The organism is Micromonospora sp. LOL_021, assembly GCF_048060215.1.
GTDB lineage: Bacteria > Actinomycetota > Actinomycetes > Mycobacteriales > Micromonosporaceae > Micromonospora_E.
In genome coordinates this window covers 20,603-37,319 of record NZ_JBHMIN010000060.1, presented here as the reverse complement: position 1 = coordinate 37,319, position 16,717 = coordinate 20,603, and the positions used below count along the sequence as shown (strand labels likewise).

Below are 16,717 nucleotides of genomic sequence, written 5' to 3'. Positions count from 1 at the left end.
CCCCACGTAACATCGACGAACCTCGGTGCCAATCGGCTCGAAGCCTATTGGGAAGTCCTCCGGGTTCATCCACGGATTGATCGCGTACTCGACGGCGAAGTGCTCCGGCGGACACATCAGGTACGTCCGGGGCTGCCCGGCGGCAGCGCGCACGTGGGTCACGGGAACCAAGAGTAGGTATGCTGTCACACAATAAGAAGTCTTGATCGTTGCGCCTGAAGGGTTAGACGTTGCATATCGACACCGTGGACCAGCGAATCATTGCGTCGCTGGTGGCCGATGCCCGTTCGTCCTACGCGGACATCGGCGCCCGGGTGTCGTTGTCCGCCCCGGCGGTCAAACGTCGGGTCGACCGGCTGCGGGCGACCGGGGTGATCCGTGGCTTCACCGCCGTCGTCGACCCGTCCGCCGTCGGCTGGACAACCGAGGCGTTCATCGAACTGTTCTGCACCGGGCGGACCACGCCGGCCCAGATCGCGGCGGCCACCCGCCAGCACCCGGAGGTGGTCGGGGCGTACACGGTCAGCGGCGAGGCAGACGCCCTGGTGCACCTGCGGGCAGCCGACATCGCGCACCTGGAACAGGCCCTCGAACGGCTGCGGGCCGAGTCGTTCGTCACCGCCACCAAGAGCATGATCGTGCTCTCCCGGTTGGTCGACGCACCGCCGCCGGTCGCCGTGCCCGACCCGCCGGCCTGACCGGCGGGGCCGGTCAGGTCAGAGGTACATGCCGGTGCGGTGGTCCCCGGCGTCGCCCCGGGACGGCTTGTCCCCGTCGCCAAAGAACCGTTTGCCACCGAACTCGCCGTGCAACCGGTCGTCCAACTCGTCGGCGAGACCGGTCATCACCTGCACCGCGAGCATCAGATGGGTGGGCTGGAAGTTGCGGCCGAAGACCGGCACGGACGCCCACACCGTGTCGTTCGTGCAGTACAGCCGCCCGATCGGCATCCGGTTGGTCAACTCGGACAGCTTCACGTACAACTGCTCGGTCGGCTCCACCTCGGTCAGGACCGGCGAGAAGACGTCCACCAGCGGTGGATTGTCCCGGATCCGGACGAAGACCATCGCCGAGCCGGCCCGGATCCCGATGTCGCCGTCCGCGTCCACATGCAGATGCTCCGGAGTGCTGCGCATCATCGTCGCGACCACCGTACGGACCCGATCGTCGAGCGGCAGCGCGTCACCCGGAGCGTCGTCACCGTCCCCGGGCACCGGGTCGCCGGTCGGCAGCCCGAGATGGTCGCCGAGGGACGACGCCGGTCGGGCGGTGCCGAGCGGCTCGACCTCGATCGGTGAGTCGCTGTCGTCGCGCACCGAGTAGACGACAAAGGCCGGATGCGGGGCCCCGTAGACCTGGCGCAGCGTATGGGTGATCACGGAGGCCAGCCGAGCGACCTCGGTGGTCGCCGTGGCCAGCCCGAAGTTGTCACCGCAACCCGGCACCACCCCGGGCGGCGACCAGCCGAGCGCGACCAGTTCGGCGACGGCGTCGCGGTCCATCCGGTAGTCCGGCGGCAGGGTGGCGTTGCTCACCGCCGACGCGGTCAACCGGTCCTGCAGGCCGATCGAGACATCCACCGAGTAGATCGCGTCGCCGGTGCCGGACGCTGTCGGATCGAGCGTGAGCTCCACCTGCGCACCGGCCGGCAGCGTCGGCAGCATGGCGGCCAGCGCGGCGGCGAAGTCCCGCCACGCCTGGGTCACCTTTTCCCGCAGGTCGGCCGTGCTCGGCTCGTCGAGCAGGAGCGGCTCGTGCGCCGCCGGCTGACTCCCGGACGCCTGATCTCCTGATGCCGGCACCTGCTCCCCCACGATGATCAACTCGGTCTCGTTGTGCGCACACCCTACCCAGGTGAGCCACCACACCGGCTAGCCCCGGTTGCCGTCGGATAACCGGCACTGGCCGATCGCAACTCGCCGTACCGCCGCTGGCCTGCGCCTTTTGGACGTAGCCGGCGGATCGCAGCACGTGAGAAGGTGGCAGCATGGCCCGTTCCGCCCCCCGAGACGACGCCGGCGACCGCGACCTGCGGGTCGACCGGCCGGCGACCAGCGCGGCCGGACTGCCGGGCGTCACCCATGCGCTGCGCGCCGGCGTCGCCCAGATGGGTGTACGCCGTACCGCGCTCACCCTGGCGCGGGTCAACCAGGCCGGCGGCTTCGACTGCCCCGGCTGCGCCTGGCCGGAGCCGGCCGCGCAGCGCCGCGCGCACGCCGAGTTCTGCGAAAACGGCGCCAAGGCGGTCGCCGAGGAGGCGACCCTGCGCCGGGTCACCCCGGAATTCTTCGCCGAGCACCCGATCAGCGAGCTGGCCACCCGCTCCGACCACTGGCTCGGTCAGCAGGGCCGGCTCACCCACCCGGTGATCCGCCGACCCGGTGCCGACCACTACACCCCGCTCGGCTGGGACGAGGCGTTCCGGCTGATCGGCGACGAACTGCGGGGCCTCGACTCGCCGGACCGGGCCGCGTTCTACACCTCCGGCCGCACCTCCAACGAGGCCGCCTTCCTCTACCAGCTGTTCGCCCGGTCACTGGGCACCAACAACCTGCCGGACTGCTCCAACATGTGCCACGAGTCGTCCGGGGTGGCGCTGCTCAGCACCATCGGCATCGGCAAGGGCTCGGTGACCCTGGACGACCTGCACCGGGCGAAACTGATCCTCGTCGTCGGGCAGAACCCGGGCACCAACCACCCCCGGATGCTGTCCGCGCTGGAACGGGCCAAACGGGACGGCGCCACCATCGTCGCCGTCAACCCACTGCCCGAAGCCGGGCTGATGCGGTTCCGAAATCCGCAACGCCCCGGCGGCCTGGTCGGGGCCGGCACCCCGCTGGCCGACCACTTCCTGCAGATCCGTATCGGCGGCGACCTGGCGCTGTTCCAGGCGATCGGCGCGCTGCTGGTCGCCGACGACGCGGTCGACACCGACTTCGTCGACACCCACACCAGCGGGTACGCCGAGTACCGCGCGGCCCGCTCCGGGCTCGACTGGTCGGCGGTGACCGCCGCCACCGGGCTGGACCGGGCCCAGATCGTCGAGGTGGCGAAGCTGTTCGCCGCCTCCGACGCGACCATCGTCTGCTGGGCGATGGGGCTGACCCAGCGGCAGGACTCGGTTGACGCCATCCGCGAGATCGTCAACGTGCAACTGCTGCGCGGCATGATCGGCAAGCCGGGGGCCGGCCTCTGCCCGGTGCGCGGACACTCCAACGTGCAGGGTGACCGCACCATGGGCATCTGGCACGAGCCGCCGGCCTGGCTGCCGGCGCTCGGCCGGCGACTCGGCGTACCGATGCCGACCGCGACCGGACTGGACACGGTCGGCGCGATCCGGGCGATGCGCGACGGCGAGGTACGTGTCTTCATGGCCCTCGGCGGCAACTTCGCCGCCGCCAGCCCGGACACCGAGGTGACGGTCGCCGCCCTGGCGTCGTGCGCGTTGACCGTGCACGTGTCGACCAAACTGAACCGCTCGCACACGGTGCCCGGCGCGACCTCGCTGATCCTGCCCTGCCTGGGCCGCACCGAACGGGACCGGCAGGCCGCCGGCGACCAGTTCGTCACCGTCGAGGACTCGATGTCGGCGGTGCACGCCTCCCGGGGCCGGCTCGCCCCCGCCTCCGACCAACTGCTCTCCGAGGTGGCGATCGTCGCCCGGCTGGCCCGCGCCACACTGCCCGACTCGCCGGTGCCGTGGGAGGCGTACCAGGGCGACTACCGGGCGATCCGGGCGACCATCGCCGACGTCGTACCGGGCTTCGCCGACTTCGAACGCCGGGTCGCCGAGCCGGACGGATTCGTGCTGCCGCATCCGCCCCGGGACCGGCGGACCTTCGCCACCGCGTCCGGCAAGGCCGCGTTCACGGTCAGCCCGTTGACCGTGATCGAGGTGCCGCCGGGCCGGCTGCTGCTGCAGACCATGCGCAGCCACGACCAGTACAACACCACGATCTACGGGCTCGACGATCGCTACCGCGGCATTCGGGGCGGGCGCCGGGTGGTCTTCGTCCACCCGGACGATCTGACCGCGCTCGGCTTCACTGACGGCGACCAGGTCGACCTGGTGTCGGAGTGGTCGGATCAGGTCGAGCGCCGGGCCAGCGCCTTCCGGGTGGTGAGTTACCCGACGGCGCGCGGCTGCGCGGCCGCGTACTTCCCGGAAGCGAACGTGCTGGTGCCGCTGGACTCCACCGCCGCCGGGTCGAACACCCCGACGTCCAAGCAGATCGTCATCCGCCTGGAGCCGGCCTGACCTCGCCCGAGGCCGGCCCGACCTCCTCGCCGTCACCATAGGCACGCGCCAGGGCGGTCAGCCGGGCGCCGGCCTCGACCGGGTCGGCGCCACGGCCGACGGCCAACCCCAACAGGTACGCGGTGACCGGCGCACCCGGGCGCAGCACGTTGTGCGCCACGTCGCGGGCCAGGTCCAGCACCACCGGCACCGGCACGTCGCCGGGGTCGAGCCCGAGTTCGGCGGCGGCTGACGCCACCCAGCTCGTCATCGTGTCGCTCATCGCACCCACTCCCGTGCCTGCCGGACGTCCTGGTCGGTGTCGCAATCGAACCACGGCGCCGCGCCGGTGCCGGACCAGGTCACCTCGGCGACGGACAGGCCGCCGAACAGCACCCGCATCGACGCCCCGACGAGGCCGCCGCCGCGCTGCGCGGCGAGCCGGTCGACCGCCGCACGCAGCCGCTCGGTACGCCACACACCGCAGAGCAGTTGCCGCCGGCCGGTGGCGTCGACGTAGAGCGCCCCGTCGACACCACCCGCCCGTACGGTCCGCGTCAACAGGTCCACCGCGTCGGCGGTGAGCAGCGGCAGGTCGCCGGCGAGCAGCGCGACCAGACCGGCCGGCTCGGCGAACGCGGCCGGGGCGGGGAGCGCGGCGAGGCCGGCGGCGGTGGCGGCGACCGGACCGGCTCCGGGCGGCTCCTCGCGTACCGCCAGGACACCCGGCGGCGGGTCGGCCAGCGGGCCGACGACGACGCGCGGGTCGGCGCCCGCGACGGCGGCCAGCACCCGGTCCCGCATGGCCACCCCACCCACCGGTACGTCCGGTTTGTCGACGCCGCCCATCCGTCGGGCCGCACCACCGGCCAGCACCACCGCCGCGAATCCGGTCACGTCGCCGACGGTACCGCGAGGTGAAACCCGTCGGTGCGGTTGACATCGAAGCCGGCCGGCCGGGGCGTCCTTCCAGTATGGAGTTCAGGCTGCTCGGGAATTTCGAAGTGGTACGGGACGGCCGGCCGGTATCGGTGGGCCGGCGCCGGCAGGAACGCCTGCTACTCGCCATCCTGCTGCTGGCAGCCGGTCGTCCGGTCGCCACCGATCGGCTGACCGACCTGCTGTGGGACGGTGCACCGCCGCCGAACGCCCGCAGTGCCGTGCACACGTACGTCGGGCGGTTGCGGGCCGCCCTGTCGCCGCACGGGGTGCGAATCATCACGAAGGGTGGTGGCTACGCGGTGCCGGCCGGGCAGGTTGACGCGAGCCGCTTCACCGACCTGGCCCGGGAGGTCGCTGGCACCACCGACCCGGCCGAGCGGGTCCTCCTCGGCGGTGCCGCCCTGGCCCTGTGGCGAGGGCCGCTCCTCGCCGACCTGGTCAACGAGCCGCTGCGGCAACGGCTCGGCGAACCGTTGCGGGAGCTGCGGCTCAGCGTCGCCGAGACGTGCGCGCGGTCGCTGCTCGACATGGGCCACCACGAGCGCGTGGTCCGCGAGCTCACCGACCTGGCCGAGCAGCATCCGGGCCGGGAAGCGCTGGTCGCGAGCGTGATGACCGCCCTGTACCGGTCCGCCCGGCAGGCCGACGCGCTGCGCCTGTACGACCGCGCCCGCAAGACTCTCATCGGCGAACTCGGCGTCGAGCCCGGCCCCGACCTGGAGACCGTGTACCAGCGGATCCTCGTCGGCGACCCGCGCCTCGAACGACCGGCGGCCCCGGTGTACGCGGTCCGGGTCCGCGACCACTGGCTGCCGTGGAGCGTGGGCGGCCATCCAGCGCTGGAGTTCTGCAACACGTACGCCGGCTGGGGAGGTGAGCGGATCCCCGGCGCGGAGTGGCTGCGCAGCTACTCGTCGCTCGCTGTCTGGGCCGGCCATCAGGATCTGCTCGACGACAGCGTCGTCACCGGCCTGCTCGCCGCCGCCGCGCAGGATCCGGTCGGTGCCGCGACGGTGCTGGACGAGGCCCGCCAGCTGCGCGAGCGGCTCTACGTCTGCCTCACCGACCCGGCGGATCCGCGCGCCTTCGCCGCCGTCGCCCGGTACGTGGAGGACGCCGCCCGGGACGCGGTGTTCCGTCGGGGAACGGACGGGCTGGGCAGCTGGCACCCGTCCCGTCGGGCCGGGCTGCGCGCGCCGCTACACGCCGCGGCCCGCAGCGCCGGCGAACTGCTCGCCGACCCGCGCCGGTCGACCGTGTGCGCCTGCCCCGGCCCGCACTGCGGCTGGTTGTTCCTCGACCAGCGTGGCCGTCGTCGGTTCTGCAGTCAGGCCACCTGCGGCCACCCGGCGACGACCTGACCTCGTGGCCCGCGTTCGGCAAGATCGTGGTGAGTCAATGGTGAGGGCCGCCCTCGAGACTCGGTCCATGCGTCGATTCACTTACCTCGCAATGGCCACGGCCACCGCCGTGCTCCTCGCCGCCGTACCCGCATCGGCGGCCCTCGACAACGGTCGTCCACCTTCGGGCGATGGCGACTGGGTGCCGGTGCCATCGGCTCCCTTCGAGCAGGAAGCCGGCATCACCTGTGACTTCCCGATCCGCGGCGAGCCCGTGCTGGACCGGGTGGTCAAGATGGTGCTGGCGACGTACCCGGACGGCTCGTCGAAGCGGGAGATCTACACCGGAGCGCTCATCTACCGGGTCACCAACACGTCTACCGGGGAGTCGGTCGAGGTGGACATCAGCGGCACCTCGGTGCTGAACATCCGGCCGGGCGGCTCCTACTCCAACAACGTGACCTGGCGGGTCTGGGGCCCGATCCTGCTGGGCATGCACGAAGGAAAGGGCAACTATCCGAGCGGCATGTATGTCCCGAACGGCATCTACACCGTGGATGTCAGCAAGTCGGGGTACCGGACGCTGCGCTTCACCGTCGGCAGCGCGCACAACATCTGCGACGATCTTCAGCCCTGACCTGCGGGAGCCCAGCCCGGACTCCGCCAGCGGGAAACATCCACCCCCCGATGATCGTTGCCGGTGGTATGGACGATTCCGGGGTGAACGGACCCGACAGCGGAGACGAGACGTCCCACGCCGGCCCGGCCCCGGGCCGGCGTGGCGCGGTCCGGGTGGAACCGGGCCAGAAACGGGTCCGGGTGTACCTGCACGGTGAGGTGGTGGCCGACACGACCGCCCCGCTCCTGGTCTGGGAGAAGCCCTACTATCCGACCTACTACCTGCCGGCGGCGGACGTCCGCGCGTCACTCGTCGCGACCGGTGCCACCGAGCGGTCGCCGAGCCGGGGCACCGCCGAGATCCTCGACGTGGTCACCGGGGACGGCCGGACCGCCGCCGGAGCCGCCCGCCGCTACCCCGACTCACCGTTGCCGCAGCTACGCGACGCGGTACGGCTGGACTGGGCGGCGATGGACGATTGGCTGGAGGAGGATGAGCTGGTCTACACGCACCCGCGTGACCCGTACACCCGGGTCGACATCCTGGCCAGCAGCCGGCGGGTGCGGGTGGAGCTCGACGGGGTGACGCTGGCCGATTCCGGCTCTCCCCGGATCCTGTTCGAGACCGGGCTGCCGCCGCGCTACTACCTGCCCCTGACCGACCTGCGGCGGGACCTGCTGATGCCGTCGCGGACCCGCACCCACTGCCCGTACAAGGGGACCGCCGAGTACTGGTCGGTGCGGCTCGGCGAGGGGACGTACGACGACCTGGTCTGGATCTACCGCGCGCCGCTGCCGGAGAGCCAGAAGATCGCCGGTCTGGCCTGCTTCTACAGCGAAAAGGTCGACCTGTACGTCGACGGCGTCGCCCAGCAACGGCCGCGTACGCAGTTCAGCTGAAGCCGGCGCGACACCCCGCCGGCCGTACGTGCGGTGCGTGTCGTCCGGTGGTCACCTTCCCCTGCTAACTTCTGCCCGTGGCGCAGGCAGACGGATCAACCACGGCGGACGGAACCGGTTCCGGGGCAGTCGGGCAGCCGGCGGGCGGTGTCCCACGGGTCGTCCGCAACGACTGGTCGTCGGTGGCCGTACCCGATCTGGACAGCTGGCGGCCCACGATAACGGTGAGTGTCGTCATCCCGGCCTTCAACTGCCAGCCCACGCTGGATCTGACCCTGGCGTCGTTGAGCCGGCAGACGTACCCGGCGGACCTGCTCGAGGTCGTCGTGGCCGACGACGGCTCGGACCCGCCGTTGACCCTGCCCGAGGTCCGGCCGGCGCGGACGAGGATCGTCCGGGTCGGCGCCGGCGGCGAGGCCGGTTGGGGGCGGGCCGCCGCCCTGCGCTGCGGCGTCGCGCACAGCACCGGCGAGATCCTGCACTGGCTGGACGCCGACATGATCGCCTTTCCCGAGCATGTGGCGGCCCAGGTCCGCTGGCAGCATGTGCTGCCGTACGCGGTCACCCTCGGCTACAAGCGCTTCGTCGACCCGGACGGCGACGGGCGGTGGCCTTCGGCGGAGACAGTCGCGCGGACGCTGGCTCGCGGCGCGGCAGCGGACCTGTTCGGTGGCGACCCCGGTGAGCCGCACAGCTACGTCGAGCGGTACGTCAACCAGACCGACCAGCTGCGCATCGCCGACCACCACGCGTTCAAGATCCATGTCGGCGCGACCGCCGCGTTGCGCCGCGAGCTGTACCAGCGGGCCGGCGGGTTCGACGCGCAGCTACGGCTGGGTGAGGACACCGAGTTCGGCTACCGGCTCGCCCAGGCCGGGGCCGTGTTCGTGCCGGAGCCGGCCGCCCGGAGCTGGCATCTGGGACGGACCCACGTGATGCGCGCCCGCAAGGAGATCGCCCGCTGGAACCGCCCGTTCTTCGCCGACCGGATCCCGTACCCGCGCAGCTGGCGCAAGGTGGGCGGGACGTCCTGGTCGGTCCCGCTCGTCGAGGTGGTCACGGCAGTCGGCGACCAGCCGCTGGAACGGGTACGGGCGGCCGTCGACTCGGTGCTGCGCGGCAGCGAACACGACATCCGGGTCACCCTGGTCGGCCCGTGGGACCAGCTCGACGACGCCCGGGTACGGGTGCTCACCGACCCGCTGCGCGACCTGCGACTGATCGCCGCGACCTACCGGGGTGAACCACGGGTCCGGCTGGCCACCGAGCGGCCCACCAGCATCTTTCCCGCACCGTACCTGCTGGACCTGCCGGCCGCGTACGGCCTGGCACCGGACGCCCTGCGTCGGCTGATCGACGTCGCCGACCGTCACCAGGCTGGCGTGGTCCGGGTCGAGGTCGACGAGTCCGGGGCGGTTCGCGCCGACTCCGGCGAGCCTGGGGTGGACCCGGCGCGGGAGGCCGGCGTACGGCTCTGGCGGACTGCGGCGCTCGGCCGGGCGCGGTGGGTGCGCTCCGTCGACGAGCCGCTGTTCGACGCGGTCACCTCGGTGTACGGGTACCGCGACGTGCCCGCCGACGAGGTCGGCGTCGTGGACCTGACCCGGTTCGAGGCGGCCGACCTGGCGAACGGCATGCCCCGGCCGTCCCGGCGTCGCCGGGCACCTGCCGCGCTGGTGCCGACCACGGTCGAGGTGGCAGGCGTACGGTCGCTGGCCAAGGCGACGGTGGTGGTCGCCTGGATGGCGGGCCGACGGGTACGGGCTCAGTGGGCCGGGTCGGCGGTGCGGCGCAGGGCTGGCCACAGCGGGTAGCGGTAGCGGGGCAGCAACGGCATCGACACCGTGGTCGAGACCAACCGCTGGCCCCGGGCCTGTTGGTCGATCCAGCGATCGTCCAACTTCAGCGACACCTCGCCGGTGCGGAACCGGCTCGGGTTGCCGGAGACCGTGTGGTTGGACCGCAGCCGCACGGTGCCCCGGTCGACGAACGGCCCGCCAGCCGGCGGCGAGACTGCCTCCTCCGGCAGGCCGACGAAGCGGAGCAGACCTTCGACGGTCTCCCGGGGTCCGACCATGAAGTCCTCGTACCGCAACCGTCGGTGCCGACCCGGATAGGCGCGGGCGGTCCGCTCGATCAGCAGGTTCCAGCCGAGCCACAGCCGGCTGCTCTCGGCCGGGCTGTGGTGGTGGGTCAGGCCGGGGGTCGAGGGATCGTGGTGGGAGGTCGTCCGGGACCAGGAGTACGCCACCGCCCGTGGATCACGCACCACGTGCAGCAGGTACGGCTGCACCCCGGCGACGCCGGACAGCATCGCGGCGTCGGCGGGCGACTTGGACGAGTCGACGATCAGCGTGGCGCCGGTGACGTCCGCGACGGCCCGGTAGAGCGAGGCCATCAGCTGTCGGTAGCGCTCGACGTCGGGGCCGGGCCGGGTGCGTAGGAGGGTGGGCGTGTGGCGGACGCGCAGGGAGCGCCGCTGCAGCGCGTACACCTCGGTGGCCGACGGCGGGTCGCCCCCGTACGCGGCCCGGAGGATCTCCTGCCAGAGCGGGCATTCGGGGACTGGGACGCCGCAGCCGCACGGCCGGCGCTGCTGCAGCCCGCGTAGCCAGAGGTAGGTGAGCTCACCGACGGTAAACACAGACTCGTACGAGTTGAGAATGTTGTCCAAGATGGTGGTGCCGCTGCGTCCCCACGCCGCGATGAACAGAACCTTGGTCACGCCGCTCCCTCCACAGGCTGCGGCCGGAGTCTAGCCAGGGGGCGGGGCCGACCCGGTCCGCTCCTCGGGTCTCGACAAGTCGGGTGCCGGACCGAATGTCGGGTCGGTGCCGGTCCGTCGTCCGGTCACCGAGGGTGTTCCCGATCCGTACGGGTGATGACTACCCAGATTTCACCCAATGGTCGCCCACGGTCGCCATCGTCAGGCGTGATGCCCGATACCCCAGCCGTCAGCGTGGTGATCCCGACCCGCAACCGCCCGGACCTCGTGACCCGCGCCGCTCACAGCGCCCTCGCGCAGAGCGTCGAGGACATCGAGGTGATCGTCGTGGTCGACGGGCCCGACGCGGCGACCCGGTCCGCGCTCGACGCGGTCGCCGACGCCCGGCTGCGGGTGGTCGAGCTGCCGGCCAGCGGCGGCGCGCCGGCGGCCCGCAACGCCGGGGTACGGCAGGCCCGCGCGCCCTGGGTGGCGCTGCTCGACGACGACGACGAATGGCTGCCCCACAAGCTCGCCGCCCAGCTCGACGTGGCCCGCGAGGCGTCCGCGCCGCTGCCGATCGTCGCGAGTCGGTTGATCAACCGGACCCCGCGGGCCGAGTTCGTGATCCCTCGCCGGCTTCCGGAGCCGGGTGAGCCGCCGAGCGAGTACTTCACCGTCCGGCGTGGGCTGTTCCACGGCGACGGCTTCATCCAGACGTCGACGATCATGGCTCCGACGGAGCTGTTCCGCCGGGTGCCGTTCGATCCGACGGTGCCCCGGATGCAGGAGCTCGACTGGTCGCTGCGCGCGCTGAGCCACGACGACGTCGCGCTCACCTTCGCCGACGAGCCCCTGGTCATCTGGCACCAGGACGAGAACCGGCCACGGATCAGCCTGGACTCGCCGTGGCAGGCACAGTTCGAGTGGCTCCAGCGCAGCCGTCCGCTGATGACGCCCCGCGCGTACGCCGCGCTCACGATGAGTGTGATCAGCTCGATGGCGGCACCCACCCGCAGCGGCAAGGTCTTCGCGACGCTGCTGCGCGAGGTGCGCCGGCACGGGCGGCCGGGCACGTTGGACTACCTCACGTTCGCCCAGATCTGGCTGATTCCGCCGGACCTACGCCGTACCGTGCGGGACATGATCCTCAAGCGCCACCGCCAGGCGCAGCCCGAGCAGCCGGCGGGCACCGAAACGGATGCGCTTCAGCGGTAGGTCCGCTTCACCACCGGCTTCGCCCGTTCCGCAGGCCCAGGGTGATGCGCCAGAGGGCCGCCTTCGCAAGGGCTCCGCGCCAGCGGCCGGCATCGTCGCGATCCAATGATCCACGGTCAGGTCCGGCTGCACATCGACCATCGCGTTCCTCCCGTTGCCGGCGCTGAGCGCGCGCGGCACTGTGTGCGTATGGTCGACACGGGCCTTGGGTCCGGGGTTCGCCTGATTGACTGTGACGCGGATCGGGGCGACGGCCGAGCCAGCTGGGTCAGCGTACGGTGATGACCAGTTTGCCCGTGGTGTGTCCGGTCTCTCCCAGGGCGTGAGCCCGGGCGCCTTCGGCGAGGGGGAAGGTGCCGGAGACGTGCGCGCGGAGTTTTCCTCGGTCAGCGAGTCGGGCGACAGCGCGGATCCCGGCCTGGTCGTGCTCAACGAGCAGGATGACGGCGCGGACCTGCGCCTTCTCTGCCGCGGCCTGGGTATCTTCAGCGCCCGGCACCAGGGACACCAGGATCCCGCCGGGACGGAGCACTCCCACCGAACGGGTCGCGGTTTCCCCGCCTAGGGCGTCGAGAACCACGTCGTACCGCTGTTCGATGTCGGTGAAGTCCTCGGTGGCGTAGTCGATGCAGGCATCCACGCCGATCTCGCGCAGGAAGCCATGTTTGGCGGCACTCGCGGTCCCGGTGACATGCGCGCCGCACTCCTTGGCGATCTGCACCGCGAGATGACCGACACCGCCGGCTGCGGCGTGGATCAGCACCCGTTGCCCGGCCCGCAGGGCCGCAGTGTCGACGAGAGCCTGCCAGGCGGTGAGCGCGGCCAGCGGCAGAGCGGCCGCCTGGACATGGTCGATCCCGGCGGGCTTGGCCGCGAAGGCGCGGGTGGGACCGGTCACGTACTCCGCGTGGGAACCGGCGCCGTAGGGGTAAGGCAGCATGCCGAACACCTTGTCACCGGGCCGGAACAGGGTGACGCCGACGCCTGTCTCCACCACAGTGCCGGAGACGTCCCACCCCAGGGTCATCGGCGGTGGCGGCAGGAAAACGTGGTGAGCACGGTGTTTGAAGTCCGTGGGGTTGAGTCCGGCCGCGTGCACAGCGACAAGGATCTCTCCCGGGCCGGGCGCGGGCCGCGCAAGCTCGGTCAGCCGCAGGACCTCAGGGCCACCAAGGGCGGTCTGGTGCAGGGCGAGCATCACCGGGGTACCCGTGGAGCCGGGGTGTTCAGCTGTGTCCGTCGAAGTCATGTCCTCATCCTGGCCGGACGCCGGACCTGCGACGATGGCAAGAAGGTCGCCTTCCGATATGTTCCTGCCATGACCACCGACTCTGCCGTCCGCCGCGTTTCCTGCGCCAGCAGCACTCGGCTCCCCCGCGCCGCGCCGTCCCGGGCCCGTGACCTCGCCGACCGCGCGACCGAGCTCGACCGCCGGATGCGCCGCCCGCAGCCGGACGCCCACAAGGTCGTCGTCCTCGTCCTCGACGGCGTCTACCCCTTTGAACTCGGCATCCCGCACCGAATCCTGGGATCGGCCGGTGGCCGCTATGAGGTGTTGTCCGCGAGCGTGGACGGACAGCCCGTACGTACCGACGCGGACCTGACCGTCACCCCCGGACACGGTCCCGAGGTACTGCCCGAGGCGGACACCCTCGTCATCCCCCCGTACGCGATCTACCCGGCCTCGGCCGCCGCCCCGGACCCGTTGGCCGTCGCAGCCCTGTCCCGCGTGCGCCCCGGCACCCGTCTGGTGTCCATCTGCACCGGGGCCTTCCTGCTGGCCGCGGCTGGTCTGCTGGACGGGCGGCGGGCCACCACCCACTGGGCGCTGGCCGACTACTTTCAGGAGCTGTTCCCGCAGGTCGAGCTCGATGCCGGCGTACTGTTCGTCGACCACGGTGACGTGCTCACCTCGGCCGGGGCAGCGAGCGGGGTCGACGTCTGCCTGCACCTGGTGCGCCAGGACCACGGCAGCGAGGTGGCCAACCAGGTTGCCCGTCAGTGCGTCATGCCGCCGTACCGGGACGGTGGGCAGGCGCAGTACATCGAACAGCCCGTGCCGCCGGCGAGTGCGACCGGCACCGGGCCGACACGTGACTGGGCGCTGCAGCGCCTCGAATCGCCGCTGTCGCTGGACGAACTGGCCACCCACGCGGCGATGAGCACCCGTACCTTCGCCCGGCGCTTTCAAGAAGAGACCGGCATGAGTCCTGGTCGCTGGCTGACCCAGCAGCGGCTGCGGCGGGCGCGGCACCTGCTGGAGTCCAGCGATCTGTTGGTGGATCGAGTCGCCCACGAGGTTGGCTTCGCCACCGCGACCTCGCTGCGTCGACACCTGGCGGCGGAGGCGGGGGTCGCCCCGTCGACCTACCGGCGTACCTTCCGCGCGTCGGAGCCGGCTCCGGGCGCGACCGGGTAAAACCACAGGCAGCAGACCGGCCGGCGCAGAGCCAGCAGCCAGGCCGGGGCCTTCTGACAGTCCCGTGCGAGGACGCTCGCGGCGATCTGTCCGTCACGGATCACGTCGGCCAGCGTTTTCGACGACCAGGCCGCGGCAGCGGCTGCTGGCTGGTCACCGGTGACCAGCACGCCTTGTCACCCGTCAGCGGTCGTCCGCCGGATGGGCATCCTTTGGACGCACCAGCGGCTGTCGGGTGTTCGTGGCGGGGTGCTGCCGAGGAGTGCTTCGGTTGCGGCTTGGCTTTACTGAACGCAAAGGTGTTTTCGTCCAGATTTCGCGCTGACAATCCAGCCGGAGCGGTGCCGTTTCGGCAGGCCAGCGGGGACATCGCGCATGGTAGTCGCCTGATCGGCAGCCACTGGTGGCAGGAATCCTGTATCCACGGTCAAATCGGGTCGCTGGCATCCGAGCACTCAAGGAGCACCAACGACCTGTGCTGTGGGGCTCGAATTTTCGGTTCGGCCGTCTGAGGAGCGGCCCTGTGCGAGTTCGAGCCCGGGTGTAACCGTCATGCTCGTCGGCTATGAGCGCGTCGTTGGTGTACCTGCTGCTTCGCCAGGTCCTGCGGATGTTGTCCCAGCTCGCCCGTGACGATAGGGCCAAGGATGTGGAGATCCTGGTGCGCCGATCCTCGGCGGGCTGATCAACGAGTATTCCCAGGCAGCGTAGCCGAACCGGCTTTGCGAGCCCACAGGCTCCGCGCGGCACCGATCTGGGCGGCCGTGTGCCACCGTGGCAGGTGACCCGCAGCCTCAATACACGCGACCGCCCAACTGCGCGCCACGATCCGGACGCAGGAGAGACAGCCCACCATCGGCCGCTGGTACACCGAGGATCAGAACCTGCGACATGAACCCCGCGATGTTTCGCCCAGGCATGTTGACCACCCCGACAACGAAGGTGTCCAGCAGGTCCTCTGGCCGGTACTCGCGGGCGGCCTGCATGCTCGACCACCGTTCGCCGATCTCTGGTCCGAAGTCGACGAGTACTTTGTAGCTGGGCGTCCGGGCCCGAGGAAACTCCTCGACCTTGATGATCCGCCCGGCCCGCAGGTCGACCTTGGTGAAGTCGGAGTAGTCGATCATGCCACTATATTGCATCAGAGCCCTCGATCATAGGTACGGTGGTGTCACTATCCGGCCTGCGGCCATAAGCAGCCGCCGGCGCCTGTCCGGTTCCGTCAGCAGCCGGAGATCCTCCAACGGATCGCCGTCGACCGCGATGAGGTCGGCGAAGGCACCCGGAGCGACCACTCCCAGCGTGCCTTCCGCGCCGAGCATCGCCGCGGCAGTCGAGGTGGCCGAGCGGATGATGTCCAACGGCTTCAGCACTTCATTTCGCAGACGCATTTCGTCGAGTTGGTGGCGCTGCATCTCGCCGAGCAGGTCGGTCCCGAAGACGATGTTAACGCCGCCCCGGTGAGCGGTCTCCAAAGCTCGTAGCCCCGAGTCGAGCACATCGTAGACCTTACGGTGAATCGGCTCGGGGATACCGGTGACTCTCCCTTCCCGGGCGATCGCATCGTAGGTGATCAGCGTGGGCACCAGAAACGCGCCGGTGGCCCGGAACAGCCCGATGCTGCTGGCATCGAGCAGATTACCATGTTCGATGCTGCGGACACCGCTTTGAAGGCCGCGATTGATCGCCTCAGGCGTGTAAGCGTGCCCGGCGACGTATCGCCCCGCCGCTCGGGCTTCTTCGACGATAGCGATGATCTCGTCCAAGGCGAACTGCGTGCTGTCGATCCGATCGGTCGGTGATACCACCCCGCCGCCGAGCATGATCTTGATATGGTGGGCACCCTTGCGGATTTCATCGCGGGCCGCGCGTCGACACTCGGGGACACCATCACACACGCGGCCGAAGTCGGGGCAACAATAGGCGACGGATCCGACATCCCGGCCCGGCCGCCGTACGTCCCCGTGACCGCCGGTCTGGGACAGCGCCTTGCCGCCATAGAGCAGACGAGGGCCGGCGATGAGCCCTTGCGCGACGGCCTCGGCAAGGCCGTAATCGGCCCCACCGCAATCGCGCACCGTGGTGAATCCTCTTGCCAGCATGTGCCGTAGCGCCTCGGCCGCGTACGCCCCCACGTAGTAGGGGGACAGGTTCGGCAGGACGGAGAGGTCTGCCCTGGCCGCCGTCACGTGCACGTGCCCGTCGATGAGGCCCGGTAGCAGGGTTGCCCCGCGCAGGTCGATGACCGGTGCCTCGCTGTAGGCCACGTCCGCGCCACCGATCTCGGCGATCGTCCCGTCTAGCACCAGGACGCGGCGGTCAGGGGTGAGCCTGCCTGT

The 16,717-nt window shown here is 71.0% G+C and carries 15 protein-coding genes; 8 read left to right on the top strand and 7 right to left on the bottom strand.

The features are described 5' to 3' along the window. The first annotated feature begins 230 nt into the window (after positions 1-230). Positions 231-698: an Lrp/AsnC family transcriptional regulator gene (locus ACFHWT_RS27450; RefSeq protein ID WP_416597574.1), complete on the top strand. Its 468-nt coding sequence runs from the start codon at positions 231-233 to the stop codon at positions 696-698. Positions 699-716: 18 nt separating this feature from the next. On the opposite strand, the gene ACFHWT_RS27445 is transcribed toward ACFHWT_RS27450, so the two are convergent. Beyond that, positions 717-1,814: a T3SS (YopN, CesT) and YbjN peptide-binding chaperone 1 gene (locus tag ACFHWT_RS27445; RefSeq protein WP_416597575.1), complete on the bottom strand. Its 1,098-nt coding sequence runs from the start codon at positions 1,812-1,814 to the stop codon at positions 717-719. A gap of 173 nt (positions 1,815-1,987) precedes the next feature. Here ACFHWT_RS27445 and ACFHWT_RS27440 point away from each other — a divergent pair, with 173 nt between their 5' ends. After that, positions 1,988-4,258: an FdhF/YdeP family oxidoreductase gene (locus ACFHWT_RS27440; protein ID WP_416597573.1), complete on the top strand. Its 2,271-nt coding sequence runs from the start codon at positions 1,988-1,990 to the stop codon at positions 4,256-4,258. Here ACFHWT_RS27440 and ACFHWT_RS27435 read toward each other — a convergent pair. Continuing rightward, positions 4,236-4,520: a DUF6457 domain-containing protein gene (locus ACFHWT_RS27435; RefSeq protein WP_416597572.1), complete on the bottom strand. Its 285-nt coding sequence runs from the start codon at positions 4,518-4,520 to the stop codon at positions 4,236-4,238. The two genes, ACFHWT_RS27440 and ACFHWT_RS27435, sit on opposite strands and share 23 nt — an antisense overlap. Then, complete coding sequence (mobA, locus tag ACFHWT_RS27430; RefSeq protein ID WP_416597571.1) at positions 4,517-5,134, bottom strand: molybdenum cofactor guanylyltransferase; 618 nt, start codon at positions 5,132-5,134, stop codon at positions 4,517-4,519. The genes ACFHWT_RS27435 and mobA overlap by 4 nt, the downstream gene beginning before the upstream one ends. Before the next feature lie 77 nt (positions 5,135-5,211). Between mobA and ACFHWT_RS27425 the strand changes: the two genes are divergently transcribed. The 4 genes from ACFHWT_RS27425 to ACFHWT_RS27410 all read left to right on the top strand — a co-directional run bounded on the left by ACFHWT_RS27425 (position 5,212) and on the right by ACFHWT_RS27410 (position 9,851). Beyond that, positions 5,212-6,540, top strand: a complete 1,329-nt coding sequence (locus ACFHWT_RS27425; RefSeq protein ID WP_416597570.1) for a BTAD domain-containing putative transcriptional regulator — start codon at positions 5,212-5,214, stop codon at positions 6,538-6,540. A 67-nt stretch (positions 6,541-6,607) separates the two neighbouring features. Next, on the top strand, positions 6,608-7,156 hold the full coding sequence (locus ACFHWT_RS27420) for a hypothetical protein (RefSeq protein WP_416597569.1): 549 nt from the start codon (positions 6,608-6,610) through the stop codon (positions 7,154-7,156). An 83-nt stretch (positions 7,157-7,239) separates the two neighbouring features. Next, positions 7,240-8,037 carry a DUF427 domain-containing protein gene (locus ACFHWT_RS27415; protein ID WP_416597568.1) on the top strand — a complete coding sequence of 266 codons (798 nt, stop codon included), beginning with the start codon at positions 7,240-7,242 and terminating at the stop codon, positions 8,035-8,037. Positions 8,038-8,114: 77 nt separating this feature from the next. Continuing rightward, positions 8,115-9,851, top strand: a complete 1,737-nt coding sequence (locus ACFHWT_RS27410; protein WP_416597567.1) for a glycosyltransferase — start codon at positions 8,115-8,117, stop codon at positions 9,849-9,851. Here the strand turns inward: ACFHWT_RS27410 and ACFHWT_RS27405 are convergent. Further along, on the bottom strand, positions 9,803-10,762 hold the full coding sequence (locus ACFHWT_RS27405) for a sulfotransferase (RefSeq protein WP_416597566.1): 960 nt from the start codon (positions 10,760-10,762) through the stop codon (positions 9,803-9,805). The genes ACFHWT_RS27410 and ACFHWT_RS27405 overlap by 49 nt on opposite strands. Before the next feature lie 210 nt (positions 10,763-10,972). Here ACFHWT_RS27405 and ACFHWT_RS27400 point away from each other — a divergent pair, with 210 nt between their 5' ends. Then, on the top strand, positions 10,973-11,959 hold the full coding sequence (locus tag ACFHWT_RS27400; protein ID WP_416597565.1) for a glycosyltransferase family 2 protein: 987 nt from the start codon (positions 10,973-10,975) through the stop codon (positions 11,957-11,959). A gap of 268 nt (positions 11,960-12,227) precedes the next feature. Here ACFHWT_RS27400 and ACFHWT_RS27395 read toward each other — a convergent pair whose 3' ends face one another. After that, positions 12,228-13,208 carry an NADP-dependent oxidoreductase gene (locus ACFHWT_RS27395; RefSeq protein ID WP_416589714.1) on the bottom strand — a complete coding sequence of 327 codons (981 nt, stop codon included), beginning with the start codon at positions 13,206-13,208 and terminating at the stop codon, positions 12,228-12,230. A 69-nt stretch (positions 13,209-13,277) separates the two neighbouring features. Between ACFHWT_RS27395 and ACFHWT_RS27390 the strand changes: the two genes are divergently transcribed. Beyond that, positions 13,278-14,378, top strand: coding sequence for a GlxA family transcriptional regulator (locus ACFHWT_RS27390; protein ID WP_416597564.1), 1,101 nt, complete (start codon positions 13,278-13,280; stop codon positions 14,376-14,378). Between the two features lie 794 nt (positions 14,379-15,172). Here the strand turns inward: ACFHWT_RS27390 and ACFHWT_RS27385 are convergent. Both ACFHWT_RS27385 and ACFHWT_RS27380 read right to left on the bottom strand, forming a co-directional pair. Next, the gene (locus tag ACFHWT_RS27385) at positions 15,173-15,505 is read right to left on the bottom strand and encodes a tRNA-binding protein (protein ID WP_416589712.1); all 333 of its coding nucleotides are present in this window, start codon (positions 15,503-15,505) and stop codon (positions 15,173-15,175) included. Positions 15,506-15,532: 27 nt separating this feature from the next. Further along, positions 15,533-16,645, bottom strand: a complete 1,113-nt coding sequence (locus ACFHWT_RS27380) for a metal-dependent hydrolase family protein (RefSeq protein WP_416589711.1) — start codon at positions 16,643-16,645, stop codon at positions 15,533-15,535. Between the last annotated feature and the right edge of the window lie 72 nt (positions 16,646-16,717).